This is a genomic window from Paraburkholderia bengalensis, assembly GCF_037126505.1.
Taxonomy (GTDB): Bacteria; Pseudomonadota; Gammaproteobacteria; order Burkholderiales; family Burkholderiaceae; genus Paraburkholderia; species Paraburkholderia bengalensis.
This window is the reverse complement of record NZ_JACFYJ010000051.1, coordinates 25417-49791: the sequence shown is the minus strand read 5'-3', so window position 1 is coordinate 49791 and position 24375 is coordinate 25417. Positions and strand designations below refer to the sequence as shown.

The 24375-nt window shown below is 62.9% G+C and carries 21 protein-coding genes and 1 pseudogene; 11 read left to right on the top strand and 11 right to left on the bottom strand.

Annotated features, from left to right (window positions below; genetic code table 11):
* Positions 1-145 precede the first annotated feature (145 nt).
* The 3 genes from H3V53_RS26060 (at position 146) to H3V53_RS26050 (ending at position 1892) form a co-directional block, all read left to right on the top strand.
* Entirely contained in the window at positions 146-805 is a 660-nt protein-coding gene (locus H3V53_RS26060; RefSeq protein WP_336600409.1) for a carbonic anhydrase, read from the top strand.
* Between the two features lie 60 nt (positions 806-865).
* Positions 866-1336 (top strand): cyanase, encoded by a 471-nt coding sequence (gene cynS, locus H3V53_RS26055; RefSeq protein ID WP_336600408.1) that lies wholly within the window; start codon positions 866-868, stop codon positions 1334-1336.
* Between the two features lie 73 nt (positions 1337-1409).
* Entirely contained in the window at positions 1410-1892 is a 483-nt protein-coding gene (locus tag H3V53_RS26050; protein ID WP_336600407.1) for a nuclear transport factor 2 family protein, read from the top strand.
* A 30-nt stretch (positions 1893-1922) separates the two neighbouring features.
* Here the strand turns inward: H3V53_RS26050 and H3V53_RS26045 are convergent, their stop codons facing one another.
* Complete coding sequence (locus H3V53_RS26045) at positions 1923-3521, bottom strand: EAL domain-containing protein (protein ID WP_336600406.1); 1599 nt, start codon at positions 3519-3521, stop codon at positions 1923-1925.
* Positions 3522-4214: 693 nt separating this feature from the next.
* Between H3V53_RS26045 and H3V53_RS26040 the strand changes: the two genes are divergently transcribed.
* Positions 4215-6383 carry a M1 family metallopeptidase gene (locus H3V53_RS26040; protein WP_336600405.1) on the top strand — a complete coding sequence of 723 codons (2169 nt, stop codon included), beginning with the start codon at positions 4215-4217 and terminating at the stop codon, positions 6381-6383.
* A gap of 141 nt (positions 6384-6524) precedes the next feature.
* On the opposite strand, the gene H3V53_RS26035 is transcribed toward H3V53_RS26040, so the two are convergent.
* Positions 6525-7454 carry a LysR family transcriptional regulator gene (locus tag H3V53_RS26035; protein ID WP_336600404.1) on the bottom strand — a complete coding sequence of 310 codons (930 nt, stop codon included), beginning with the start codon at positions 7452-7454 and terminating at the stop codon, positions 6525-6527.
* A gap of 129 nt (positions 7455-7583) precedes the next feature.
* Here H3V53_RS26035 and H3V53_RS26030 point away from each other — a divergent pair.
* Positions 7584-8439: pseudogene (locus H3V53_RS26030) on the top strand (oxidoreductase).
* Between the two features lie 91 nt (positions 8440-8530).
* Here H3V53_RS26030 and H3V53_RS26025 read toward each other — a convergent pair.
* The 3 genes from H3V53_RS26025 to H3V53_RS26015 all read right to left on the bottom strand — a co-directional run bounded on the left by H3V53_RS26025 (position 8531) and on the right by H3V53_RS26015 (position 11035).
* Positions 8531-9166 (bottom strand): hypothetical protein, encoded by a 636-nt coding sequence (locus H3V53_RS26025; RefSeq protein WP_336600403.1) that lies wholly within the window; start codon positions 9164-9166, stop codon positions 8531-8533.
* A gap of 569 nt (positions 9167-9735) precedes the next feature.
* A complete protein-coding gene (locus tag H3V53_RS26020) occupies positions 9736-10035 on the bottom strand; it encodes a hypothetical protein (RefSeq protein WP_054921227.1) in 300 nt (99 codons plus the stop codon).
* 154 nt (positions 10036-10189) lie between these two features.
* Positions 10190-11035, bottom strand: a complete 846-nt coding sequence (locus H3V53_RS26015; RefSeq protein ID WP_336600402.1) for an NAD-dependent epimerase/dehydratase family protein — start codon at positions 11033-11035, stop codon at positions 10190-10192.
* A 105-nt stretch (positions 11036-11140) separates the two neighbouring features.
* On the opposite strand from H3V53_RS26015, the gene H3V53_RS26010 reads away from it, so the two are divergent.
* A complete protein-coding gene (locus H3V53_RS26010; protein WP_419539576.1) occupies positions 11141-12193 on the top strand; it encodes a LacI family DNA-binding transcriptional regulator in 1053 nt (350 codons plus the stop codon).
* 76 nt (positions 12194-12269) lie between these two features.
* Here H3V53_RS26010 and H3V53_RS26005 read toward each other — a convergent pair whose 3' ends face one another.
* The 3 genes from H3V53_RS26005 to H3V53_RS25995 form a co-directional block, all read right to left on the bottom strand.
* Positions 12270-13556 (bottom strand): MFS transporter, encoded by a 1287-nt coding sequence (locus tag H3V53_RS26005; RefSeq protein WP_336600400.1) that lies wholly within the window; start codon positions 13554-13556, stop codon positions 12270-12272.
* 288 nt (positions 13557-13844) lie between these two features.
* Positions 13845-16382: a PAS domain S-box protein gene (locus H3V53_RS26000; RefSeq protein ID WP_336600399.1), complete on the bottom strand. Its 2538-nt coding sequence runs from the start codon at positions 16380-16382 to the stop codon at positions 13845-13847.
* A gap of 929 nt (positions 16383-17311) precedes the next feature.
* A complete protein-coding gene (locus H3V53_RS25995) occupies positions 17312-18253 on the bottom strand; it encodes a LysR family transcriptional regulator (RefSeq protein ID WP_336600398.1) in 942 nt (313 codons plus the stop codon).
* Positions 18254-18358: 105 nt separating this feature from the next.
* On the opposite strand from H3V53_RS25995, the gene H3V53_RS25990 reads away from it, so the two are divergent.
* Both H3V53_RS25990 and H3V53_RS25985 read left to right on the top strand, forming a co-directional pair.
* Complete coding sequence (locus H3V53_RS25990; RefSeq protein WP_054921240.1) at positions 18359-19870, top strand: CoA-acylating methylmalonate-semialdehyde dehydrogenase; 1512 nt, start codon at positions 18359-18361, stop codon at positions 19868-19870.
* 261 nt (positions 19871-20131) lie between these two features.
* Positions 20132-20329: a hypothetical protein gene (locus tag H3V53_RS25985; RefSeq protein WP_336600397.1), complete on the top strand. Its 198-nt coding sequence runs from the start codon at positions 20132-20134 to the stop codon at positions 20327-20329.
* 90 nt (positions 20330-20419) lie between these two features.
* On the opposite strand, the gene H3V53_RS25980 is transcribed toward H3V53_RS25985, so the two are convergent.
* From H3V53_RS25980 to H3V53_RS25970, 3 genes are all read right to left on the bottom strand, one after another.
* A complete protein-coding gene (locus tag H3V53_RS25980; protein WP_054921243.1) occupies positions 20420-20845 on the bottom strand; it encodes an Ohr family peroxiredoxin in 426 nt (141 codons plus the stop codon).
* Positions 20846-20891: 46 nt separating this feature from the next.
* Positions 20892-21128, bottom strand: coding sequence for a tautomerase family protein (locus tag H3V53_RS25975; RefSeq protein ID WP_336600396.1), 237 nt, complete (start codon positions 21126-21128; stop codon positions 20892-20894).
* A 292-nt stretch (positions 21129-21420) separates the two neighbouring features.
* Positions 21421-21972 carry a redoxin family protein gene (locus tag H3V53_RS25970; RefSeq protein ID WP_054921248.1) on the bottom strand — a complete coding sequence of 184 codons (552 nt, stop codon included), beginning with the start codon at positions 21970-21972 and terminating at the stop codon, positions 21421-21423.
* A gap of 192 nt (positions 21973-22164) precedes the next feature.
* On the opposite strand from H3V53_RS25970, the gene H3V53_RS25965 reads away from it, so the two are divergent.
* From H3V53_RS25965 to H3V53_RS25955, 3 genes are all read left to right on the top strand, one after another.
* Positions 22165-22299: a hypothetical protein gene (locus H3V53_RS25965; RefSeq protein WP_336600395.1), complete on the top strand. Its 135-nt coding sequence runs from the start codon at positions 22165-22167 to the stop codon at positions 22297-22299.
* 191 nt (positions 22300-22490) lie between these two features.
* A complete protein-coding gene (locus tag H3V53_RS25960) occupies positions 22491-22802 on the top strand; it encodes a DUF4148 domain-containing protein (protein WP_336600394.1) in 312 nt (103 codons plus the stop codon).
* A gap of 146 nt (positions 22803-22948) precedes the next feature.
* Entirely contained in the window at positions 22949-24358 is a 1410-nt protein-coding gene (locus H3V53_RS25955) for an MmgE/PrpD family protein (RefSeq protein WP_336600393.1), read from the top strand.
* Positions 24359-24375 lie beyond the last annotated feature (17 nt).

Genomic DNA, 24375 nt, shown 5'->3' with positions numbered 1-24375 from the left:
TTCCTCTTCTTCGACAACTATTGGCATTGCCTATGGCGAGCATCATAAACCCGTCTTGGACACTATGACGGAATGCGTCCATTCTCTGTGCAACGGGTCGCACTGAGCGACACTGCAACGAACGCCAGATTGAATGGAGCAGGCCATGCAAGAGATCATCGACGGTTTTCTGAAGTTTCAACGGGACATCGTGCCCGCGCGCAAGGAGTTGTTCCGCAAGCTGGCCACCAGCCAGACGCCGCGCACACTGTTCATTTCCTGTTCCGATAGCCGGATGGTTCCCGAACTGGTCACGCAGCGCGAACCGGGCGATCTGTTCGTGATCCGCAATGCCGGCAACATCGTGCCTTCGTTCGGTCCCGAGCCTGGCGGCGTGTCGGCAACGGTCGAATATGCGGTGGCCGCGCTCGGCGTGACGGACGTGGTGATCTGCGGCCACTCGGACTGCGGCGCGATGACGGCCGTTGCGACGTGCAAGTGCCTCGACCATATGCCCGCCGTCGCGAACTGGCTGCGCTACGCCGACTCGGCGAAGCTCGTCAATGAGTCGCGTGAACATGCGAGCGAGCGCGAGCGCGTCGACTCGATGGTGCGCGAGAACGTCATCGCGCAACTCAACAACCTCAAGACTCATCCTTCCGTTGCACTGGCGCTCGCGCAGGGCCGCCTGAATCTGCACGGCTGGGTCTACGACATCGAATCCGGCTCGATCGACGCGCTCGACGCCGCGACTCGGCAGTTCGTGCCGCTCGCTGCGCATCCCGATGTCACCGCGACGCCCGCCGAGTGCGTGGCTGCGCATTGATTCCCGGCTCGTCATTCCGACTGCCGATCTCACTACGTTGTTTATTCAAGGAGCAACATCATGGCCCAATCGCAAGTCACGCCGAACGCACGCGAAGCATTGACGGAAACCATCATCGACGCGAAGGTGCGCAAGAACCTCACGTTCGAAGCCATCAACGAAGGCACGGGCTTGAGCGTCGCATACACGACAGCCGCGCTGCTCGGTCAGCATGCGCTGCCGGAGGACGCGGCGAAGCTGGTCGCCGAACGCCTCGGGCTCGAGGCCGACGCCGTGCGCCTGCTGCAAACCATTCCCGTGCGCGGCAGCATTCCGGGCGGCGTGCCGACCGATCCGACCATCTACCGCTTCTACGAAATGGTGCAGGTGTACGGCTCGACGTTGAAGGCGCTGGTTCACGAGAAATTCGGCGACGGCATCATCAGCGCGATCAACTTCAAGCTCGATATCCAGAAGGTGCCGGACCCCGAAGGCGGCGAGCGTGCCGTCATCACGCTCAACGGCAAGTATTTGCCGACCAAGCCGTTCTGAGGTCATCGCGTCGCGGATCGGGCGATCCGCGACATACGAAGGGCAATCGCTGATCCGAAAAAGGAGAGCCGTCATGTCGTCGCAACAGCAGGAAATTCGTCCACCGCTTCCGCCGTTCACGCTGGAATCGGCCAAAGAAAAGGTTCGTCTCGCGGAAGACGGCTGGAATTCGCGCGATGCCGCCAAGGTCGCGCTCGCCTATTCGCTCGATACGAAATGGCGCAATCGCACGGAGTTCGCGAACAATCGCGACGAAGCGCGTGCGTTTCTCGAGCGCAAATGGCGCAAGGAACTCGACTATCGTTTGATCAAGGAACTGTGGGCGTTCGACGGCAACCGTATCGCGGTGCGCTACGCATACGAATGGCGCGACGATGCGGGCAACTGGTTTCGCTCGTATGGCAACGAGAACTGGGAGTTCAGCGCGGATGGTCTGATGCAGCGCCGCTTCGCGTGCATCAACGACATGCCGATCAAGGAGTCCGAGCGCAAGTTTCACTGGCCGCTCGGACGTCGTCCGGACGATCACCCCGGCTTGAGCGATCTGGGTCTGTGAGAGCCCGCGCCGCGCGCGGCGCGCCTACGCTCAGGGTGTGACGCGCGTGCGCGCCGGGTTGATCGGGCTCGGCGCGGTATCGGCGAACAGTTGCGACACGGGCAGGGGCCGCTGATAAAAGTAGCCCTGGCCGAACGGAATGCCGAGACTGCGCAGCGCTTCGTGCTGCGTCTGCGTTTCGACGCCCTCCGCGATCACTTCCATGCCGTAGTGCTTCGACACAGCCGCGATCGCGCGAATCAGTTCGCCGCCTTCACGGTCCACCTGCCGCACGAACTGCCCGTCGATCTTCACGTAGTCGAATGGAAAGCGGCCCAGCAAGTCGAGGTTGCTGTGCTGCGTGCCGAAGTCGTCGATCGCGAAGCGCACGCCGTGCGCCTTCAGCAGGTTGAAGATGCGTTCATTGCGCGCGTGCTTGTCGAGCAGAAAGCGCTCGGTGACTTCGAGTATCAGCATGATGTCGTCGGGCAGCGTGCGTTGCGCGGCCAGGACGTCGGCGGCGAAGTCCTTGCGTTCGAGATCCATCGGCGCGACGTTGATGGCGATGCGCAACGGGCGGATGTCCGTCTTCTGCACGATCTCGGCAGTCGCGCGTTGCAGCATGAAACGCGTGACGGCGGGAAGCAGCCTGCTGCGCTCCACTTCCGCCATGAAAATTGCGGGGCTCACGCTGCCCCAGCGCGGGTGCGTCCAGCGTATCAGTGCCTCGACGCCCACGATGCGGCGCGTCGCGATTTCGACGACAGGCTGATACGCGACATGCAATTGCCCGTGCCTCAGCGCCCGCCGCACCGACGACAGCAACAGACGGCGCGGCGCGAAAGCGATCAGATAGCCGGCGCCGATCAGCAGATTCAGAAGCACGGCGGCCGCGCCTGCAAGCGCGCCATATTTCCAATGGGTTTGCGCGACGAACGCCGGCGCGGCTACCACGACGACCGAGAATGCCCAGCGCGGCGACGACGCGCGCGTGCCGCGCAATGCGGCGGCCGCGTCGGCGGCAATTAGCGCGCGGCGATCGTTCAATGCCGGCGCGCCGGGCACGACGAGCACGACCTGTTCGGCTTCGTAGCGAACGCCGTGCGCGAGCGCATCGGCCAGATAGGTCACCTCGACGACGTACAGCAAACCCTCGACCTTCCCCGTCGGAACATAGAGCGACATGACGGGCGCCTGCGGCTGGAAAGGCGTGCCGGCGATCAGATCGATGGTGATGCCCGACGGTTCGCGGGGCAGATAGACGGACAACGGAATGTCGATGCGTCCCATCGACGAAGAGCAATACAAACGCCCTTTGGCGACGAGGTTGATGCTGCGCACGTATTGCACGTACGTCTGCAGTTCCGTCAGCCGCTGCTGGATGGGCGCGCAACGCTGCCCAGGCAGCGCGGACAACGCGCTTTGCTGACGCGATACGACGTTATCGAGCATGCGGTCGATGGATTCGACCATGTCGCTCGCGATCGGTCCCTCGCGCTCGCGGACGGCCGCGTCCGCCGCGTGTCTCGCCCAGATGACAGCCGCCACGACAATGCAGACGCCGCAGATCATCGCGATGACGAGCGCCGCCGCGGGCGTGAAGCCGCGCGCGACGAGGGGGGACTGGCGAGTCGAAAAAGGCTTCGTCACGGGGTCCGATACGGGATCACGACATGAGGACGATACACCGCGTGTGCCGCGCTTTCGTCGGATGAATATAGCATGCGTACATTTGCGAAAAGCCGGCCGGCTGCGTCGATGCGGAAATCACTCGCATGGCATTCCTCACTAATTGGCGCACGTATCGTTCCAGGGCTGCGTTGGACACACGTCCAAATCGTCGATGCATAAGCACATGAAAAAGCGCTCGCAATTCATTTCTGATTAATAGCGATCGCGTATTGCTTTCATGCGTAATAAATAACGGAAATCGCGAATTCATTCTGGATGACATTTAACCGGTTTGCATGGCAATTAAGGCCGGAAAATATTTTGTAATGAACGTTGACACGCTGACGTTTGCCCAACTAATCTACCGTCCATCGTAAGCCGACAGTCAATCCGCGAGGGCGCATTGTCAACGCGCGAACTGTCGGCAACGCGAGTCTGTTCGCGGGCGGCAACTGTCGCGCGCGCCGTTGTCACGTCGTGGCTTTTCTCTTTCTCGTTTTAAAAACGTAAGTATCGGCAAATCAGGTCGAGGCTTATTTTCGTCGGCATTTTTTGCCAATCTTTCATTCGCCTTAAAGCGTGTGAGGGGACCTTTTTACGCCTTCATTTTTAATAAAAACAAAGACTCGTCACCACACATTTCCAGACTGCTTTATCCGATCAGGACGAACCATGCGATCAATATTTCGGTTAAAGGTGCAGTGTGTGTTACTGGCAACGACGCTGGCGTTAGGTGCATGTGGAGGCTCCGACGACTCAGGCCTGACGTCGAGCAAGACGGCGCAGGCGGGCGCGACGGCACCCGCTGCGCAGCCCGCGCTGTCGGCGCCGTCGCCCGTTGTCGCCGATGCGTCGGTCAACAAGTCGGTGCCGCCCGTCGAGCTTCCCGATACCGTGAAGCCGATCAATTACAAGCTGTGGTTCCGGCCCAATGCGGACCTGTCGTCATTCGACGGCCGCGCCGATGTCGAGATCCAGGTGACGAAGAACGTCGACCAGATCGCCATTGCCGGGCATCGGATCAAGTTCGTCAACGGCAAGACCACGCTGCAGCCGGGCAACGTGCAACTGATCGCGACGCCGCAGGACGATGGCGACTTCTATCAGCTGCGGCCCGTCAGCGGGCAGATTCACGCCGGCAACTATTCGCTGCACATGGAGTGGTCGGGCATCATCAACTTCAAGACCTACGATGATCCCGCCACGAAAACGGGCGGCAGCTGCGGCAACGATCCGTATCCTGGCTGCTCTGCGGCGGAGGGCGTGTTCCGCGTCGACCTGAAAGGCACGGACGGCTCGACGAGCGGCGCCATCCTCACGCAGGGAGAAACCAATCTTGCGCGCCAATGGTTCCCCGGCTGGGACGAACCCGCATTTCGCACGACGTACGAAGTGTCGGCGGACGTGCCGCAGCAGTGGCGCGTCGTATCGAACGCCGCCGAGAAGCCGTCCGTCAACGTGGATAGCGGCTACAAGCGCGTGTCGTTCGAGAAGACACCGCCGATGCCGCAATATCTGCTGTTCTTCGGCGGCGGCATGTTCGATACGCTCGAAGATGATTTCGTGAGTCCGCTGCACGACGGCAAGAACCTGCACTTGCGCATCTTCACGCCGCCGGGCATGCGCGACTGGGCCGTCCCCGCGATGCAGCAGACCAAGCAGGCGCTCGATTACTACTATCGCTATACGGGCATACCGTTGCCGCTCACGAAGTTCGACACGATCGCCGCAAACGACGCGTTCAAGGAGCAGAAGGATCTGAACTTCGGCGGCATGGAGAACTGGGGCGCCATTCTCGAATTCGCCGACGATATCCTTCCGCAGCCCGGCACGCCGATGTCCGATTACGGCGTAACGGTGCTCACGCATGAAGCGGCGCACCAGTGGTTCGGCGACCTCGTGACGCTGGACTGGTGGGATGACGTGTGGATGAACGAATCGTTTGCGACGTACTTCGAGAACAAGACGAAGATCCTGTTCTTCCCTGATCGCTTCAGCTGGACCGACGAAGTGAAGACCAAGTACGCCGTGATGTCGCGCGATCTGAGGAACACGTCGTTCCCGGTTCAGCCGAACTTCAACGACTGGGCCTCGAACGACTTCGTGCTGAGCGCGAGTCCGTTCACGTACGACAAGGGCGGCATCGTACTGAAGATGCTCGAAAACTATCTCGGCGACGGCGTGATGCGCAGAGGCTTGCAGCAGTATCTGGCCGACTACTCGTTCGGCAACTCGACGCCCAGGCGCCTGTGGGACGAACTCGCGAAGGCGAGCGGCGAGCCGATGGTCGCGATCGGCGACAGCTTCGTGCGGCAAACGGGCGTGCCGCTCGTGTCGCTCGACACGCAGTGCGATCTGACGAGCAACGAAACCGTCGTGACGTTGAAGCAATCGCCGTATCCGAACCAGAACCTGTATCCGGGCATCCAGTGGACGATTCCCATCACGCTCGGCTATGGCGAGGGTTTCGCGCGTCGCAAGACGGTGGCGATGAAGGACACGCAGATGCAGGTGCGCGTGAACGGCTGCACGGGTGTGGTCGCGGACCCAAGCGGCCTCGATTACTACGTGACGAACTACGGTGACAACGCGTGGAGCCAATTGCTCGCGCAGAGCAGCGCGTTGACCGATCCCGTGCTGCTGACCAACCTGCAGATGGAAGCGAAGATGCTCGTGAATTCCGGGCTCGCCGATCCGTCGCGCGCTACTTCGATCGGCTCGATCACGCCGCCTGTCACAGCGATGGCGCGTCGTCAGATGCTGGTCGCGCCGCAGGCGGAGACGGTTCGTCCCGTGCTGCGTTATCAGGGCAAGCTGAAGTCGCGTGACAAGACGCAGTAAGCAGATGAAGTGAGCGTGCGCCGTTGCCGTCCGCGACGCGAACGGGGTCGGCGGCGAACGCGTGGCGCGCCGCGCGCTTCCGGCATCGTGTGGGAAGCGCGCGACGCGTTTTCGCATCGGCGAATGCTTGCGGCCGTTGGGTCAGGCGCGCAATTCGGCTGGCCCCAGAAAAAAGCCGGTGCTGTCCGCGAGCTGACCGATCATGAAATCGATGAAGGTTCGCACGCGCAGCGGCTGCTCCGTGCGATGCCGGTAGTAGATGTAGATCGACTCGCGCTGCGTCAGATGCTGCGTGAGCAACGGCACGAGCCGTCCCGCGCGAATGTGCGCAACGGCCGAAAAACTGCCGAGCTGTCCGATCGCCACGCCCGACAGCACGGCTTCCGTCTCCGCGTCGATGTCGTTCACGCATAGCGTCGCGGCAATGTCGCGATAGACGATCTCATTGCCGATCAGAAATTCCCACGGCGCCTGTTTGCCCGTGTTCGCCCGCCGATATCCCGTGCAGCGATGGGCGTCGAGATCGTCGATGGACTGCGGCGCGCCGTGCCGTTCGATATAGGCCGGCGACGCGCACACGATCAGTTGAATAGGCAGCAGACGCCGTGCGATGGCGCCGCCCGCGAGCGGCGAGCCGCCGCGAAAGCCGACATCCGCGCGGTCGCTGACGAGGTCGGTGAAGTGATCGTCGAAGCGGACGTCGAGCTGCACGTCCGGATAGCGCGCGGCGAATGCGACGATGGACGGCCACAGCACCGCGCGCCCGAGTGCCGTCGGCGCGCTGACGCGCAACGGGCCCGCGACTTCGTCTTTCGCGCGACGGGCGTCGTCGATCGCCGACGACAACGTGGCGAGCGCCGGCTCCACGCTGAGCAGCAGGCGTTGTCCTTCCTCCGTCAGGCTCAGCTTGCGGGTGGTGCGGTGAAACAGCCGCACGCCCAGCGATTTCTCCAGCTGCATGACGGCCTGGCTCGCCGCCTGAGGCGAAATGCCCTGATCGACGGCTGCCTTGCGCAGATTGCCGAGCGTCGCGGCCCGGACAAAGATCGAAATGGCGCGGACCTCGTTCATGGGCCGTTCCCGTGTTGGCAAGTGATTAGCAAGTAAAAGTTGATTATCAGTCTAGCAAACGACGGCTAGTTTATGCGAATCGCTCGTCCTATCCTTCGTTCACTTTCACCACCAACGTAGGAGCAGGTCATGAGCAGCGTCACGAAACAGCAATTCAAGCGCGTCTGGTTCATTACGGGCGCATCGCGAGGTCTGGGCGCACTGATGGCCGAGGCGGCGCTCGCTGACGGCAACGCCGTGGTCGCCGCGGGCCGCAACGTCGGCGCGATTGTCGAGCGGCTGGGCGAGTCGCCCGCCCTGTTGCCCGTCGCGCTCGACGTCACGAACGAGGCAAGCCAAGGCCGCCGTCGAGGCAGCGCTCGCGAAATTCGGCCGTATCGACGTGCTGGTCAACAACGCGGGCTTCGGTCTGCTCGCGGCAGTCGAAGAATCGAGCGACGCGGACGTGCGCCGCATGTACGACACCAACGTGTTCGGTCTGTTGAATGTGACGCGCGCCGTGCTGCCCGTGATGCGCAAGCAGCGCTCGGGTCACGTGATGAACCTGTCGTCGATCGGCGGCTATCGCGCGGCGGCGGGCTTCGGCGTGTATAGCTCGACGAAGTTCGCCGTCGAGGGCATCACGGAAGCGCTGCACGCGGAACTGAAGCCGCTCGGCATTCACGCGACCGTCGTCGAGCCGGGCTATTTCCGCACGGACTTTCTGGACGCGACATCGCTGCTGGTCGGCAAGGAGATCATCGACGACTACGACGAGACGTCGGGCAACGTGCGCCGCTTTGCGGTGGGCATGAACCACAACCAGCCCGGCGACCCCGAAAAGCTTGCGACGGCGCTCGTCACGCTGGCGGATGCGCAAACGCCGCCGCTGCGCCTGCCGCTCGGCACGGACACGCTGAAGGCGATTGCCGACAAGAACGCGTTCGTGGCCGCGGAGACGCAGACGTGGCGGACGCTGTCGCAATCGACGGACTTTGCCGTCTGAGCCGGTATGACGGGACGAAGCGGTCCGTAAAAAAACAGCGCCGCTGCGTGAGCAACGGCGCTGTGCGTGATTCTGCGTTCCGCTTTGGAGCCTATTTCGGCGGCGGCAGCGACGGATCGAGCCTCGCCGAATCCCTCACGAGTTGGTCCGTCAGCGCTGCAGCGACGGGGTTCGAACCGACGCCCGGCTTCGACGAAAGGCGTTGTTCCTCCGTCGCCGCGCGAACGGCGGCCATATTGGGCGGCGGCAGCGAAGGATCGGGCTTCGACGATTCGCGCACGAGTTGTCCCGTCAGCGCCGCGCCGGAGCGCGGCGAGGCTTGATACGTGCTGCGCTGGTCCGTGCTGGCGCGCGCCGTATCGACATTGCCGGGCGCCGGCGAGGCGGGTGCCATCGATGCGGGCGGCGGCAGCAGCGGATCGAGCTTCGCCGATTCGCGCACGAGCTCATTCGTTTCGGGCGTTGGGCCCGCCGACGGCACGGGGCGCTCGAAGCCATCGCGTCCCCGCTGCACTCGCTGTGCTCGCATGAATTTCTGCTGCGCCTGCGCGCTCGCGTCCGGCACGTTCACGGCCGCGACATTCGCCGACGTCGTCGACGGAGCGGGCCGTGGTTGCGGTTGAGCTTGCGGCTGCGGTTGTGGCTGCTGCGCGAACTGCGCGGCGGGCGCAGGCGCGGCGGCGATTGCCGGAGCAGGCGCAGGTGCAGGCGCGGGCGTAGCAGGCACGAGCGGCTGCTGCGCGGCGGCCGTGTTCTTCGTGATCGCGCTGGCGGTGGCCGAAGGGGGGGGCTGAACCGATGCTGCCTTCCGTCACGTGACTTTCGCTGCCGCGCGAATCGATCGCGGGCGAGTGCGTGGGTTCGTCCATGCCGGCAGTGGCTTCGGCGGTCGCACGGCGATCGGCCTGAAGGAGCATCAGATACGTGGTGCCTGCGACACCCAGCAAAAGCGCTCCCAGAATCAACAAGATCTTTCCGGTATTCATGATACTGACTGACGAATTCGTTCAAACGACGTGAGCCAGTCATGATAAACGACTGGTTACGGGCTTTATTCAGACAAATAGCAGCAAGTGGCGGACCTGGCGCGCAGGCGAGCGAGCGACAACAGAGAGCGGCGCTCCTGCAGGGCGTCCCGACAAGGCGAAATGTCATGCGCGCCTGATCGACACAGATGCGGCGCGTCGAGGTTCGCTGATTATCGAACGCTAAGGTTTAGTTTGCGTGTCGAGAACGGGCGCATTGCCAGCGCCCGGATTTGCACTACTCATTGCACAACTAATCATCTGATCAATATCAGCGACTGAAGTCGGCCAGTCCCTGTTGCCGACGCATGCCATGACGCAGGAACCAATGCCGAACCGCGCTGAGTTTGCGCGGCAAACCGGGCATTCGATTGCCCTCGATCCGGGCTTTCGCGCACGACGTTGCGTACTCGATCGCTTCTTCCTCTGTTGAAAAGTAGCCGAGGATGCCAAAAGCTTTGCGCCGTCCGCTCGGACCGGTGACGAATACGCTGGCCGCGTATCCGCGCGCGGCCACGGATGCAAGTGGGATGATGACGTGGCGCCTGTAGTGCACCGCATGCCTGTCCATGAGCGATCATCCTCCAAGGGTTTTGCCCTACGCCACATGGTACACGTTGCAAAACTGTCACCGCAATGCATTACGGCTGCGAAAAAAAAAGCGCGCCAACAAAATGTCGTCGCGCCTTGTGATCGATGTAATCGTGTGATCTTTGTTGCTTCCACTACGTGTTCGTCTGGCGCTTGCGCTCCATCGGTTCGCCGAGCACGAATGCGCCGCCCTGGAAGCGTTGCGCAGCGTCGTCGTACTCCGCGGTCGGCGCCGTAGCGGGGAAACGCTCCGCGAACTGCGCTGAGCTGTCGCGCGGATTGAAGCCGAGGAAGTTCGCTTTCGTGTTGTCCCACCACTTCACGGGGTTATCCGATGCGCCATAGACGACGACATGCCCGACGCGATTCGTGAATAGCGAGCAGCGCACGAGTTCGATGAAGTCGCGATAGCTCAGGTAGGTGACGAGCATGCGCGGATTCTTCGGTCCTTCGAACGATGAGCCAATTCGCAGGCACACGGTCTCGATGCCGAAGCGATCGAAGTAGTAGCGCGACAGCGATTCGCCGAAGCATTTCGTCACGCCGTACAGGCTATCGGGTCGCTGCGGCGCGTCGGCGTCGAGGACTTCCGTGACGGGGTGAAAGCCGATCGCGTGATTCGAGCTCGCGAATACCACGCGCTTTACGCCATGCCGGCGCGCGGCTTCGTACAGGTTGTAGGTGCCGCGGATGTTCGCTTCGATCAGGTCGTCGAAGGGCGCATCGATCGAGATGCCGCCCAGATGCACGATCGCATCGACGCCTTCGACCATGTGCGTCACGGCTTCGCGGTCGGCGAGATCGACGGTGACCGCTTCTTCGTGCGCGGCTGTTTCGCCCGTCGGCACGATGTCGCTGACGCGCACGATGTCGGCCCATTCGGCCAGCGCGACGCGCAGCTGGCGGCCCAGGTTGCCGCCCGCGCCCGTCAGCAGCAGACGGCGGAAAGGCTTGCGCGGCACAGCAGATGTCTCGTTCATGAAGGGTCCTTCGAATGGTTAGGAAAACGTTTTCTGACTATAAGAGAGGCACTATCCCATCGTCAATCGCCTATTAAATAAAGGCTGCGTCGGCACCGGCGTCGTTTGTGCGGCCGCCTTTTCTGCGACAATCGGCGTCAGCCAAACGAAACGGTTACCTTGCGCATGAAAAAAGTTTCCCCGACGATTCGCGACGTCGCCGTCGATGCGGGCGTGTCGGTCGCGACGGTGTCCAAGTACATCAACGGCGCACAGCGCTTTTCGCCCGCCGTCGAAGCGCGGCTCAAGGAAGCCATCGAGCGGCTCGGGTATCGGTCGAACCCCCTCGCGCGCTCGATGATCACGGGCCGCACGCGCACCATCGGTCTCGCGATCCTCGACATCAGCAACCCGCACTTCACGAACGTCACGAAGGGCGCGAATCGCGTCGCGCTTCAGCACGACTACACGCTGCTGCTCGTCGACACGGAGGAGAACCAGGCGCGCGAGCGCTCGCTGATCGAAGCGCTCGCGCAACGAGTAGACGGACTGATCGTCAGTTCGCGCATGCCCGACGAAGAGTCGCAGTGGATGCTGGAGCTTCACAAGCCGCTCGTGCTGCTGCGGCACAGTCCCGGTCTGCCCATTCCGAGCGTCGGCATCGACAACCGGCTCTCGACGTACATGCTCGCGCGTCATCTGCTGAATCTCGGGCATCGGCACATCGCGTATCTCGGCTTCGGCCAGGCGCGCATCAATGACGAGCGCATTCGCGGCGCGCGCGAGTGTCTGTCGGAGGCCGGGCTCACGCTCGACGTGCACGACGCGCACGCGCCTACCGCGCAAGCGGGCGAGCAGGCGTGCTCGCGCGTGATGCTCGGACCGCAGCGGCCGCAAGCCGTGATCTGTTACAACGACCTGATCGCACTTGGCTTCATGAAAGAAGCGGCGTCGCTCGGTTTCAAGCTGCCGCGCGATGTCTCCGTGACGGGCGTCGACAATGTGCCGTACGGCGAGTACGCGTCGCCCGCCCTGACCACCGTCGACATCCAGAGCGAGAAGATGGGCGAACTCGCGATGCAGAAGTTGATCGACGGGCTCGCGGGCCGTACCGAGACCGGGCACTCGATGTTCGAGCCGCGCCTGATCGTGCGCGAATCGACGGCCGCTTGCGAATGAAATCACAGGTTCGGCTTGGCGCGCTGCGAGGACAGGCGCGCCGCTCGACGCGGCGCGCCCTGTGCGCCATGTACGATCAGGCATCGAGTTTCGCGGGCGCCATGCGCGGCGTCAGCACATGCATGATCGCGAGCGCGAGCAGGTAGGCGAGCGCGCCGATCGCGAACAGCACCCAGTAGTGGCCCGTGCGTTGCAATACCTGGCCGATCACTTCGGAGAACAGCACGCCGCCGATCGAACCCGCCATCCCGCCGATGCCGACCACGGCGCCCAGCGCGCGGCGCGGGAACAGGTCGGAAGCCGTCGTGAACAGATTCGCCGACCAGCCCTGGTGCGCAGCCGCCGCGAGACCGACGATGGCCACAGCCCCCCACAGATTATCGACTTGCGAAACAAACGCGATGGGCAGCACGCAGCACGCGCAGATCAACATCGCCGTCTTGCGCGCGGCATTGACGCTCCAGCCCTTGCGCAGCAGCGTCGACGAAATCCAGCCGCCGCCGATGCTGCCCACCGTCGTGATCGCGTAGATGACGACGAGCGGCAAGCCGATGTGCTGCATGTCCATGCCGCGCGATTCGTTGAGCCACTTCGGCAGCCAGAACAGATAGAACCACCAGACGGGATCGGTCAGGAACTTGCCGATCAAAAACGCCCACGTCTCGCGCTTCCGGATCAACTGGCCCCAACCAGGCGCGGCTGCGTTGGCGTTGCGCGCATCGGCGGCTTCTGCTTCGTCGATCTGATCGTCGAGTTCCGCCTGCACGCTGCGGTCGGCGGGACGATACACAGCCAGCCACACGGCGAGCCAGACAAGGCCGATCGCGCCGATGATGATGAAGGCGGCGCGCCAGCCGTAGATCACGGCGAGGGGCGGAATGATCGCGGGCGCGAATACGGCGCCGATGTTCGCGCCGGAGTTGAAGATGCCCGTCGCGAGCGCGCGCTCGCGGCGCGGAAACCATTCGGCCGTGGTCTTGATCGCGGCGGGAAAGTTGCCGCCTTCGCCGATGCCGAGCAGCGCGCGCACGGCCGCGAAGCCCATCACCGAGCCGACGGCCGCGTGCAGCATCGCGGCGATGCTCCATACCAGCATCGCGCCCGCGTACGAGATGCGCGTGCCGAGCCAGTCGACCACACGCCCGAAGCACAGCAGGCCGATCGCATAGAAGGCGGAAAACGCGATCACGATGCGGCCGTACTGCACCTGCGTCCAGCCGATTTCGTGCTGAAGCACGGGCGCGAGCAGACCGAGAATCTGCCGGTCCATGTAGTTGATGACGGTCGCGAAGAAGAGCAGTGCACAGACGGTCCAGCGAAAGCGGCTGGCGGCGCGCACGACGCCGACGACGGCAGATTGCATGTATGTCTCCGTTTGCGGCATCGCTCGTCGCGCCGCATCTTTTTCGTGGCCGGCGACGAGCGCCGGGGGCGGGAGGTGCGGCGCTATCGTGTGGGCGGCGCGCACAGCTTCCGTCATCTTTGGAAAACGTTTTTCCAAGAATAGGAGGTTTAGCGCCGCTTGGCTAGTACGTGTTTCCGCCATGTCTCGCCCTTAGGGGTTTGATGGGAAGGCGGATGCCGATCGGAGAAGTTAATCGTTTTCTTTCATGCCGCCGCGAAGGGCTCGAGCCGGTGCGCGTTCACCCCCTCAGTCGCGCACCTGCTTCGCGGCGATTTGCAGCACGCTTTCGAGCTCGGGGAGATCGACGGGCTTGGTCAGATGCAGGTCGAAGCCCGCAGCCTCCGTCTTCGCGCGGTCTTCGCTGGTGCCGAGGCCCGTCATCGCGGCGATGACGGCGCCTTGCGCGGCGAGCGCGCGGCGGATATGCGGCAGCGCCTCGAAACCCGTCATCTTCGGCATCGACAGATCGAGCAGCACGAGATTGGGTTGCAGCGTCTGCGCAAGCTCGATGGCGGCCGCGCCGTCGTAGACGGCATGCGCCTCGTGGCCGAGCACCTGCACGAGCGTGGCCATGCTGTCGGCGGAATCGACGTTGTCGTCGACCACCATCACCTTCAGGTCGGCGGGCTGCAACGGCGCGCTTGCCTCGACACGTGCGCCGTCGTCGCTCGCCGAGCGGGTGCATTCGGGCAGCCAGACCGTGAATACGCTGCCCTTGCCGCGTCCTTCGCTGTGTGCGTCGATGTGGCCGCCATGCAGATCGACGATGGCGCGTGCGAGCGTCAGCCCGATGCCAAGGCCGCTCTTGTCGGCCTGCTCCTCGGTCGGCGTTTCCTGCACGAACAGGTTGAAGATCGCGTCGATCGCGTCGCGGTCGATGCCGCGCCCCGGGTCGTGGATGCGGATCGCGAGCAGCCGACCCGAGCGGAACACCTGCAAGCTGATCGACGCACCCACGGGGCTGAACTTCGACGCGTTGTTCAGCAGGTTCTGCACGACCTGAACCATGCGCGTGAGATCGCCTTCGATATACATCGGCGTGTCGGGCAACTGCACGTCGAGCGTCTGCTCGCGTGCGGCGAATAGCGGCGCGCTGCCTTCGATGCTCAGTTGCGCGATGGCCTGCATCGACACCGGCTTCGGCTCGATCTGCACGCGTCCGAGCGTGACGCGCCCGGCGTCGAGCAGATCGTCGACGAGCCGCGTCAGGTGCGACAGCTGCCGGTCGATCAGTTGATGCTCGGGCACGAACGCGTCGTGATTGTCGGACTTCAGCTGCAGCATGCTGACGGCATTGCGCAGCGGCGCAAGCGGGTTGCGCAGTTCGTGACCGAGCAGCGCGAGGAACTGGCTCATGCGCTGGCTCGACGCTTCGAGTTCTTCGAGCCGCCGCCGCCGCGACATATCGCGCGTGATCTTCGCGAAGCCTAGCAGCGAGCCGTTCGGATCGCGCAGCGCCGTCGTGATGATGTTGGCCCAGAAGATTGTGCCGTTCTTGCGCACGCGCCACTCTTCCACTTCGATGCGGCCTTCGCGCGCAGCGAGATCGAGATCGCGTTGCGGCCTGCCCGCCGCGATGTCCTCGGGCGTATAGAAAAGGGCAGCGGGCTCGCCGAGCACCTCGTGCGGCTCGTAGCCCATTACCTGTGTCGAGCCGGCGCTCCACGTCGTGATCTGGCCTTGCGGGTCCAGCATCGTGATCGCGTAGTCCTTGATTGCATCGACGAGCACGCGAAAGCGCTTGTCGAGTTCGCGCGCGTTGAAGCGCTCGGTGACGTCGCGGATGAAATACGCCAGCTCGGTGCGTCCGTCGAACTGCACGGGACACACGGAAAGCTCCGCAGGAAACTCGTTGCCGTCGATGCGGCATGCGGTCAATTCCGTGCGGCCGCGCTGCAGAAGCTGGTGGGCATGCTGGCCTGGCGCGATGCGGAACACGTCGAGTTCCGCGTAATGCGCGCGGCAGCGCTCCGGGAACAGCGTGTCGAGCATCGCGCGACCCATCACGGCATCGCGCGCATAGCCGAACGTGTGCGTCGCCGCGTCGTTCCATTCGATGATGATGCCGTCGGCATCCGTGCACACGAAGGCGTCGTGCGTCGTGTCGAGCACCAGACGGCGCCGCCGCAGCGACGCTTCGAGCTTGCTGTCGGCGGCTTCGCGCAGGCTGATTTCAGTGCGCAGCCGCGCGATGGTGATGGCGTTCTGCTCGATCAGCGTGCGGTTTTCCGCGAACACGCGCTGGTGCGCCATCCCCGACGCGACGAGCGACGTGATCCGCTCGAGCGTTTCGATGTCGTCGGCGGAAAAAGCGTCCGTCCTGTTCGCCATCAGCTTGACGACGCCCGCCACGTCCGCCTGATAGAGCAGCGGCGCCACCACCATCGACGCCGCGCCGACCCGCTTGCACGCCTGCGCATCCACCCGTGGATCATTCGACGTGTCGCTGCTGTACAGCAGGTGTTTTTCGAGCGAGCACAGTCCCGACAGACTGCCGTCGCGTTTTAGACGCAGGCCGACATGATGCGCGATGGTGCCGCTGCACGCGCGATACACCATCTCCTCGCCGTCCACCCATTCGATTACTGACGCATGCGCGGCCGGCGCGAGTTCGAGCAGCGAGTCGGTGACGAGCGACAGAAAGCGGTCGAGGTCGAGCTTCGCAGCCGCGATTCTGGAATGCGCGTCGATCAGCTTTCTCAAACGCGCATTCGCCGAGCGCTCGCGATGCAGTTGCGCGGCGGTGTCGGCGGCGTCGATCTGTCGGTCCTGACTGTCATTCATCGTGGGCAACTCCGTTGACGCCGATGGCGCCTGCTTGGACGAGTCTGGGTGGTACGCACGTGGCATACCTATGCACGATGCATGCATCCGACCCTCACTCTTCCGACGGTTATACACGCTCGCGCGGCAGGCGCAACGGTCCGGGCGCGGGCGCTTGCGAGCGCGGCCGTGCGGGTAAGGCGCAACTCACCGAGTCAATTATAAAAAATGCACGCGGTTCAGATCGCGCGCGCGGGCCGTAACAGGCGGGCAGACGCAACGGCGCGGGACAGCGCCACTCAATCAACGCATTTGGACGCGGAGTCACGCATGGGCATGCGTTCCATCGCAGTCGAACTGAGTCTCAGCTTTGGCGTGGCGCTAGCGGCCACGATACTTGCGGTCACGTTGTACGCGCCGCGCGATGTGCGCTGTCCCGCCATCGACAACTTCAACGACGCGGGCCTCGTCCAGATTCGCCAGATCGACGGCAGCTTGCGCGAGACGTTCGTGCGATCCACGATAATGTCGCGTTCCTGTCGGACATGCCGCTGGTCCCGTCGGCGGGCAACACGGTGACCAGCTATCGCACGGCGGACAGATGACGCCCGAGACCAACGGCGGCGTCGAGACCGACATCTTCCATCTGCTGCAGCGCTTCGGCGACAGCCATCCGGATCTGCGCTACGTCTACGCGGGCACGCAGCGGGGCCGCTACGTGCAATGGCCGAAGGGCAAGTTCACAAGCGACTACCACGCGGCGCTGGTCGAGCAGGCGGCGGCTGCGTCGCGCTCGCTCGAAGATCAAGGGCGGCAGCTCGACGAGGCTGTGGCGGCGTTTCGTCTGAAGTCGGAGAAGGCGCACTGTTTGGCTTGGACCGAACGTGACGACAGGTGCGTGTGTGCGCTCGTCTGCCAACATGCAGCCGACGCGAATCGCAAGCGCACGGCTAAACGGGAAATCCGCCCGCGAACCGTTCGCGCAGATAGCCGACAAACAGTCCCACCGCGCGCGGCACATGCGACGCATACGGCCTCACGATATAGAGTTGCTCGGCGAACGCGCCCGTCACGCGCCATTCGGGCAGCACGACGACAAGCTTGCCTGCCTGCACGGCGGCTTGCGCCGTGAAGTCCGGCAGCAGCGCGATACCCAGGCTTTCCAGCGCCGCGTCACGCAGCGTCTCGCTGTTGTTGGCGCAGAACTGTCCGTTCACGGGCAGCGTGACGGGTCGCGCGGCGCTCTTGCGCGCCGTCTTGCGCTCGAACGACCACATCGGCTCGCCCGTCGAGCGCGGATAAAACAGGCAATCGTGCGACGCCAGCTCTTCCGGTGCCTTTGGCGTGCCGCGCTTGCGCAAGTAGGCGCGCGTCGCGACGATCACCGAATGCGTATCGCACAGTTTCCACGCGACATGCGTGTCGGGCGGTTCGGCGCTGTGACGTATCGCGAGGTCGAAGCCCTCGTTGGCGAGCGAGACGAGCCTGTCGGACACCTCCAGCTGCACGCGCACTTCAGGATTGGCCGACAGGAACTCGGGCAGCTTCGGCACCAGCTGCTGCCGCGCGAGCGCGACGGGCGCGGTCACGCGCACGAGTCCGCGCGGCACGCCCGATAGCTCGCGCACCTGCGCGAAGCTCGCGGCAATGTGCGCATATTGACTGCGCGTGCTGTCGACGAGTTGCTGGCCCGCTTCCGTCAGGCGCACGCTGCGCGTCGTGCGCTGCACGAGCGAGATGCCGGCGGCGCGCTCCAGTTCCGAGATGCGCTGGCTCATGGCCGCCTTGCTGACGCCGAGGCGCGCCGCTGCCGCCGTGTACGTGCCCTGTTCGGCGAGCATGGTGAGCCAGTGCAGATGCGTCCACAAGTCTTCGATATTTTGCGTATCCATACACTTATTGTTCACTGTGGCAAACAGTGATTTCAATGGTAGCCTCTTTCCAGCACGTCCGCTGCTTTCTACACTTGCTGCAACATCCATCACAGAGGAGCGGACATGCAAGCGTTTTCGGACAATGCGGACGTGGGGCATTTCATTCACGGACAACGGGTCGATGGCACGGGAACCCGCAGCCAGGCCATTTTCAATCCGGCCACGGGCGCCCGGGCGCGCAAGCTGTTGCTGGGCGAGACGGCCGATGTCGAGGCAGCCGTCGCCAGCGCCAAGGCCGCGTTTCCGAAGTGGGCCGACACGCCGCCCATCCGGCGCGCGCGCGTGATGCTGCGTTTCCTCGAATTGATGAACCGTCATCGCGACGAGCTTGCCGCCATCATCACGGCCGAGCACGGCAAGGTGTTTTCCGATGCGCAAGGCGAAGTCTCGCGCGGCATCGATGTGATCGAATTCGCCTGTGGCATTCCGCAATTGCTGAAGGGCGATTACACGGAGCAGGTGTCGACGGGTATCGACAACTGGACCATGCGGCAACCGCTGGGCGTGGTCGCGGGCATCACGCCGTTCAATTTTCCGTGCATGGTGCCGTGCTGGATGTTCCCTGTCGCGATTGCAGCGGGCAACACGTTCATTCTGAAGCCGAGCGAGCGTGATCCGTCGGCTTCGCTGTTCATGGCCGATCTGCTGAAGCAGGCTGGTTTGCCCGATGGCGTGTTCAATGTCGTGCAGGGCGACAAGGTCGTCGTCGATGCGCTGCTCACGCATCCCGATGTGCGGGCGATCAGTTTCGTCGGCTCGACGCCGATCGCGAACTACATCTACGAAACGGGCGCGAAGCACGGCAAGCGCGTGCAGGCGCTGGGCGGCGCGAAGAATCACATGGTCGTGATGCCCGACGCCGATCTCGACAAGGCGGTAGACGCGCTGATCGGCGCCGCATACGGTTCGGCGGGCGAGCGCTGCATGGCGATCTCGGTGGCGCTGCTGGTCGGCGACGTGGCCGACAAGATCGTGCCGCGCCTGGCCGAGCGCGCGCGTAACCTGATCGTGAAGAACGGCATGGAGGCAGACGCCGAAATGGGCCCGATCGTCACGCGCCAGGCGCTGGAGCGCATCGAAGGCTATATCGCAGAGGGCGCGAAGGAAGGCGCGACGCTCGTCGTCGACGGACGCGGGCTGCGCGTGCCGGGTCACGAGGATGGCTTTTTCACGGGGGGCACGCTGTTCGACCACGTCACGCCTGAAATGCGCATCTACAAGGAAGAAATTTTCGGACCAGTGCTCGCTTGCGTGCGCGTGAAGGACTTCTCGGAAGCGGTCGAGCTGATCAATGCTCACGAGTTCGGCAACGGCGTGGCCTGCTTCACGAGCGATGGCCATGTGGCCCGCGAATTCGGCCGCCGCATCGAAGTCGGCATGGTCGGCATCAATGTGCCGATCCCGGTGCCGATGGCATGGCACGGCTTCGGCGGCTGGAAGCGCAGCCTGTTCGGCGACACGCATGCTTACGGCGAGGAAGGCGTGCGCTTCTACACGAAGCAGAAGTCGATCATGCAACGCTGGTCCGAGAGCATCGAGAAAGGCGCCGAGTTTGCGATGCCGACGGCGAAGTAACGTCGGTTAGCCCTTGCGGCTGATCGCAGCAGCACGAAGCAGCCTGCCGCAAGGAGGCTGCTTTTCTTTGTTGTGAGGCTTTGATCAGACGTTTGACCGCATGCAATGTCGTATGTCGTCGCGCGCATTGTTCCCGATTTGAAAACTCTGAATTCTGCGCAGCCCGATTTGCCGATCGGGTCTAAGGGTTTAGCCTATGTCTAACGTCAAACATCGGCGTTTGAAACAAACGTCGTGACACGCAATGTAGAGGTGAAAGCCATGAAGCGCGAATCGTTGAATTTCCGGAATATCGATGACCATAGCGGCGCAGGCGCGCGCGTGCGCGTAGAAGCGGTGTCGACTGAGAAGGCTCAGGCTGCGGCTGTCCCGCGCAACTGGGCATGGGCGCACGCCAGTGAGTCGTACGACTGGATGGATACGCATAGTCCCGCGCCCGTGACGGAACTGTGGGGCTAAGCCATCCCGTATCGGTATCGATTGTGAAACGAAGAGTTGCTGGCCGCGATGCATCGCTGCGGCCAGCAGCGTGTAAAACAAGGTGATGTGTCAGGCGAGCGTGAGCTTGACGTCTATGTTGTTGCGCGTCGCGTTCGAGTACGGACACACGATATGAGCCTTGTTGATCAGATCCTGCGCGGCCTCGCGCTCCATGCCCGGTAATGAAATCTTCATCGCTACTTCGATGCCGAACCCATTCGGAATCGGCCCGATACCAACGCTCGCGTCGATCGATGCATCGGCGGGCATTGCGATCTTGTCCCGCGCGGCAACGAATTTCATCGCGCCAATAAAGCACGCGCTATAGCCGGCAGCGAACAGCTGTTCCGGATTGGCGCCTTCGCCGCCTTGTCCGCCGAGTTCCTTCGGCGTGGTCAGCTTGAAGTCCAGATTGGCTGCAGGCACGACCGCGCGACCGTCCCGGCCGCCTGTAGCCGTTGCATGTGCAGTGTAAAGCGCCTTTTCGAGCGACATAGCAAACTCTCCTTCGATGAAGTGCTGCTTGGTGGAATGTTGCGGGTCAGGCTGATTTTGCTGCTTTCAGCTTGCGGTATTCGAGCGCGGGCAGGCCGCCCCAGCCCCAGTTTTCCGTCGGTACCTCTTCGATGACGACAAAGGTGGATTCGAGCGGCTTGTGCAGCACGTCGAGCAGCACCTGGCTTACGCCTTTGATGAGTTGCGCCTTTTCCTCGGCGCTCACGCAGACTGCACCGGGCTGCGTCCCTTCACGCGTAACCTGAATCATGACAATCGGCATCTTGCTCTCCTCGATCGTAGTTGAGGAACGAAGCGCGCGCCAGCGACGCTTCCTCGTGGCACGATGGCACGTCGCGACGCGTCGAAGCCTGCCGTACAGCCGCAAGCCGCGCCCCCTGACTCCGACACGTTTTCGTCATCATTTTCGTCACCAATCCGACGTTCGACGCGCACGCCACATAGTGTTGCAAAGCTTTCGTTTTCGTGCAGATGAAGGCGCGTGTGATGCTCCCCTTCAGGCGGCACAGAAGCCCGACGCGTTCGCGGTCGCGCACGGGCATCGTAGGCCGCGCTCAGCCCGCGCGCGCGAGCTGCTGGCGAACGGCGGCTTCCGTTTCGTCGTAATCGCCTTCGCCGAAGTGGCTATAAACAACGTGTCCTGTCTTGTCGATCAGATAGACGGCCGGCCAGTATTGATTGCTATAGGCGTTCCACGTCGCATAGTGATTGTCCTGCGCGACGGGATAGCGCAGTCCGTACTGCGCGATTGCCGCACTGACCTTGTTCGTCTCGCGCTCGAATGCATATTCAGGCGTATGGACGCCGACCACCACCAGCCCTTGGTCCTTGTACTTCTCATAGAGCTTTTCCACATGCGGCAGCGTGTTCACGCAGTTCACGCATGTGTACGTCCAGAAGTCGACGAGTACGACTTTGCCGCGCAACTGCTGCATGGTCAGTGGCTGCGAATTGAGCCAGTGATCGATGCCCGTGAATTCGGGCGCAATGCGATTGGTCTGGATCTGTGCGGAAGGCGCCGCACCGCTGTTCGCGACCATCGCGCCGAGCGCGGCGATGGCGGCCACGGCAGCGACTGTCGTCAAGGTCCTGATTCGGGAGATCATGTGAGCGTCCTTTGAAATGAGCGAATGAGCGAAAGTGCATGGCCGTATTGGAACGGCTACGCGTATCCATGCTGTGTCGTCATGTCTCGTGTTTGCATCGTCTTGTATCCGGATGGTGCGTGGATACACTGGGACACAAACGGATGCGTGGCCTGCGCTATAAAGCAATCGTGACGCTACGTTGGAGGCAACATGAAACGCCTGTTGGCAATCTTCCTGTTTTTGGCTGGCGGGTTCGCCACTGAAATCACGCATCCCCTGCAATGCTCGACGATCACGTCGAGCGGCGTGCAGCAAAAACGACGCAAGGCATCGGGGACCGAATGACGACCTTGATGCCGTGTATCTGAACGTATCGGCGATGCACGGCGACACGAATGGCTGCATAACAGATTCATTTAGTACACAAGCCAGATACGTGCGCGGGTTCAAATATCTCAACGTTGAGGATGGCTGGCGACGGCAAGTACTGGTCGCCGCGATCTTCGCGAATCAACCCTCTCTCGTGAGATAGAACCATGAAACTCCAATCGCTCGTTCTTGCTGCTGTGATGGCGCTGCCTGTCGTTTCGTTCGCACAGTCGAATCAACCGTTGACGCGCGCCGACGTGCGCGCGCAACTCGTCGAACTGCAGAAGGCGGGCTACAACCCTGGCGCCGATGCGACGCAATATCCGAGGAACATCGAAGAAGCGCAGGCGCGCGTCAACGCGCAGCACGGCATTGGCGTCGCGGACAGTTCTTATGGCGGATCTGCAAGCGCCAGTTCGGCGGCAGGCGCGAAAGCGCAAGGTGTAAACGGTTCGGATTCGATCTACGCGCGCCCTTGAGCGCCCGTTGTTGATTTGGCCAGAGCCCGCGCAGAATGCGTCGCAACGTATCAGCGCAAGAGATAGCCCTATCCGAACCCTTCGCTTGATCTCTCTCGTGAGCGATGCGAAATTGAATCACTGGTTCTTCACGAGACCTTTGATCAATGAGCACGCTCACCGCTGTTCAACGCATCGGCCGGTTCGCCGCCGATGCACGTTCCCATCATCTTTCGCCGCAGGCTCGCGGGCTCTTCAAGCGGAACATTCTCGATAGCCTGGGTTGTGCGATTGCGGCATTGCCCGGCCCGCCGTTCGCGGCGCTGCGAGACCAGTTCGACGAATATCGCGGTGACGGCAACTGCTCGCTGATCGGCGGCGGAATGACTTCGCCGGATCAGGCGGCGCTGTACAACTCAGGTCTCGTGCGTTACGTGGATCTGCTCGACAGCTACATGTCGCCGGGCGGTTTGTGTCATCCGAGCGATAACTTCGGTGCGGTTCTCGCCGCGGCCGAGCATGCGTCGGCGAGCGGCGAGGACTTCATGCTCGCGCTGGCCGTCGCCTATGAGATCGGCTGCCGCATCACCGCGATCGTGCCGGTGATGGCAAAGGGCTTTAATCACGCGATCCAGTTGGCGATGTCGGCGGCGGCGGGCTCAGGCAAGCTGTTCGGCCTGAATGCCGATCAGCTCGCTCACGCGATTGCCATTGCCGCTGTCGACAACGTCTCGCTGTCGTGCGTGCACTCGGAGCCGGTATCGCACTGGAAGGGCTTTTCGCCGGGCATCACGGGCATGCGCGCGGTCTATTCGGCATCGCTTGCAAAGCGCGGTTTTACGGGTCCGCTTCGCCTGTTCGAAGGGCCGAACGGCCTTGAACGGATGTTCGACCAGCCGCTCGACGTCGACTGGGAAGATGCGCGCCTGGACGTCATCCACCAGACGGTGATGAAGAAGTACTGCTCGCTGATTCACGGTCAGCCGGTACTCGAAGCGACGCTCGCACTCAAGCGCGCCAATCGTATCGCGAGCGGCGATGTCGAAGAAGTGGTGTGCGATATCTTCCAGACGGGCTACGACATTGCGGGCGGCGGCAGCTTTGGCGCCAAGGACAACCCGCAGACGAAAGAGCAGGCCGACTACAACCTCAAGTATCTGATCGCGGCGGCGCTGCTCGACGATCAGGTGGGACCGGCTCAACTCGAACCGGCCCGCGTGCAGGCGGCCGATGCGCAGGCGTTGCTCAAGAAAGTGACGGTACGTCCCGACGCTGCTTTCTCGGCGCAATATCCGCATGCGCTGAATACGCGCGTGACGATACGGTGCGGCGATGGCCGCGTGTTTTCCATCGAGCACGTGGGCTTCGAAGGCGGACTCGACCATCCCTTTACGTGGGAGCGCACGGTCGAGAAATTCCATTGGCTCAGCGAGCCGTATGCCGACAAGGCACTGCGTGAAGCGATCGTCGAACTGGTTTCGACGCTTGAAAGCCATTCGATCGACGATCTGACGCAACTGCTCAGAAACGTGAATCCGCAAGCAGCATTTCCCGCGCGGCACGCGGGAATCCAATAACGGTTGATACATTCAGG

Bases quoted from the DNA above. Each gene is read 5' to 3' on its own strand.
- H3V53_RS26060 (WP_336600409.1), top strand. From the start codon at position 146: ATGCAAGAGATCATCGACGGTTTTCTGAAGTTTCAACGGGACATCGTG.
- cynS (WP_336600408.1), top strand. From the start codon at position 866: ATGGCCCAATCGCAAGTCACGCCGAACGCACGCGAAGCATTGACGGAA.
- H3V53_RS26050 (WP_336600407.1), top strand. From the start codon at position 1,410: ATGTCGTCGCAACAGCAGGAAATTCGTCCACCGCTTCCGCCGTTCACG.
- H3V53_RS26040 (WP_336600405.1), top strand. From the start codon at position 4,215: ATGCGATCAATATTTCGGTTAAAGGTGCAGTGTGTGTTACTGGCAACG.
- H3V53_RS26035 (WP_336600404.1), bottom strand. From the start codon at position 7,454: ATGAACGAGGTCCGCGCCATTTCGATCTTTGTCCGGGCCGCGACGCTC.
- H3V53_RS26020 (WP_054921227.1), bottom strand. From the start codon at position 10,035: ATGGACAGGCATGCGGTGCACTACAGGCGCCACGTCATCATCCCACTT.
- H3V53_RS26015 (WP_336600402.1), bottom strand. From the start codon at position 11,035: ATGAACGAGACATCTGCTGTGCCGCGCAAGCCTTTCCGCCGTCTGCTG.
- H3V53_RS26005 (WP_336600400.1), bottom strand. From the start codon at position 13,556: ATGCAATCTGCCGTCGTCGGCGTCGTGCGCGCCGCCAGCCGCTTTCGC.
- H3V53_RS26000 (WP_336600399.1), bottom strand. From the start codon at position 16,382: ATGAATGACAGTCAGGACCGACAGATCGACGCCGCCGACACCGCCGCG.
- H3V53_RS25995 (WP_336600398.1), bottom strand. From the start codon at position 18,253: ATGGATACGCAAAATATCGAAGACTTGTGGACGCATCTGCACTGGCTC.
- H3V53_RS25990 (WP_054921240.1), top strand. From the start codon at position 18,359: ATGCAAGCGTTTTCGGACAATGCGGACGTGGGGCATTTCATTCACGGA.
- H3V53_RS25985 (WP_336600397.1), top strand. From the start codon at position 20,132: ATGAAGCGCGAATCGTTGAATTTCCGGAATATCGATGACCATAGCGGC.
- H3V53_RS25980 (WP_054921243.1), bottom strand. From the start codon at position 20,845: ATGTCGCTCGAAAAGGCGCTTTACACTGCACATGCAACGGCTACAGGC.
- H3V53_RS25975 (WP_336600396.1), bottom strand. From the start codon at position 21,128: ATGCCGATTGTCATGATTCAGGTTACGCGTGAAGGGACGCAGCCCGGT.
- H3V53_RS25970 (WP_054921248.1), bottom strand. From the start codon at position 21,972: ATGATCTCCCGAATCAGGACCTTGACGACAGTCGCTGCCGTGGCCGCC.
- H3V53_RS25965 (WP_336600395.1), top strand. From the start codon at position 22,165: ATGAAACGCCTGTTGGCAATCTTCCTGTTTTTGGCTGGCGGGTTCGCC.
- H3V53_RS25960 (WP_336600394.1), top strand. From the start codon at position 22,491: ATGAAACTCCAATCGCTCGTTCTTGCTGCTGTGATGGCGCTGCCTGTC.
- H3V53_RS25955 (WP_336600393.1), top strand. From the start codon at position 22,949: ATGAGCACGCTCACCGCTGTTCAACGCATCGGCCGGTTCGCCGCCGAT.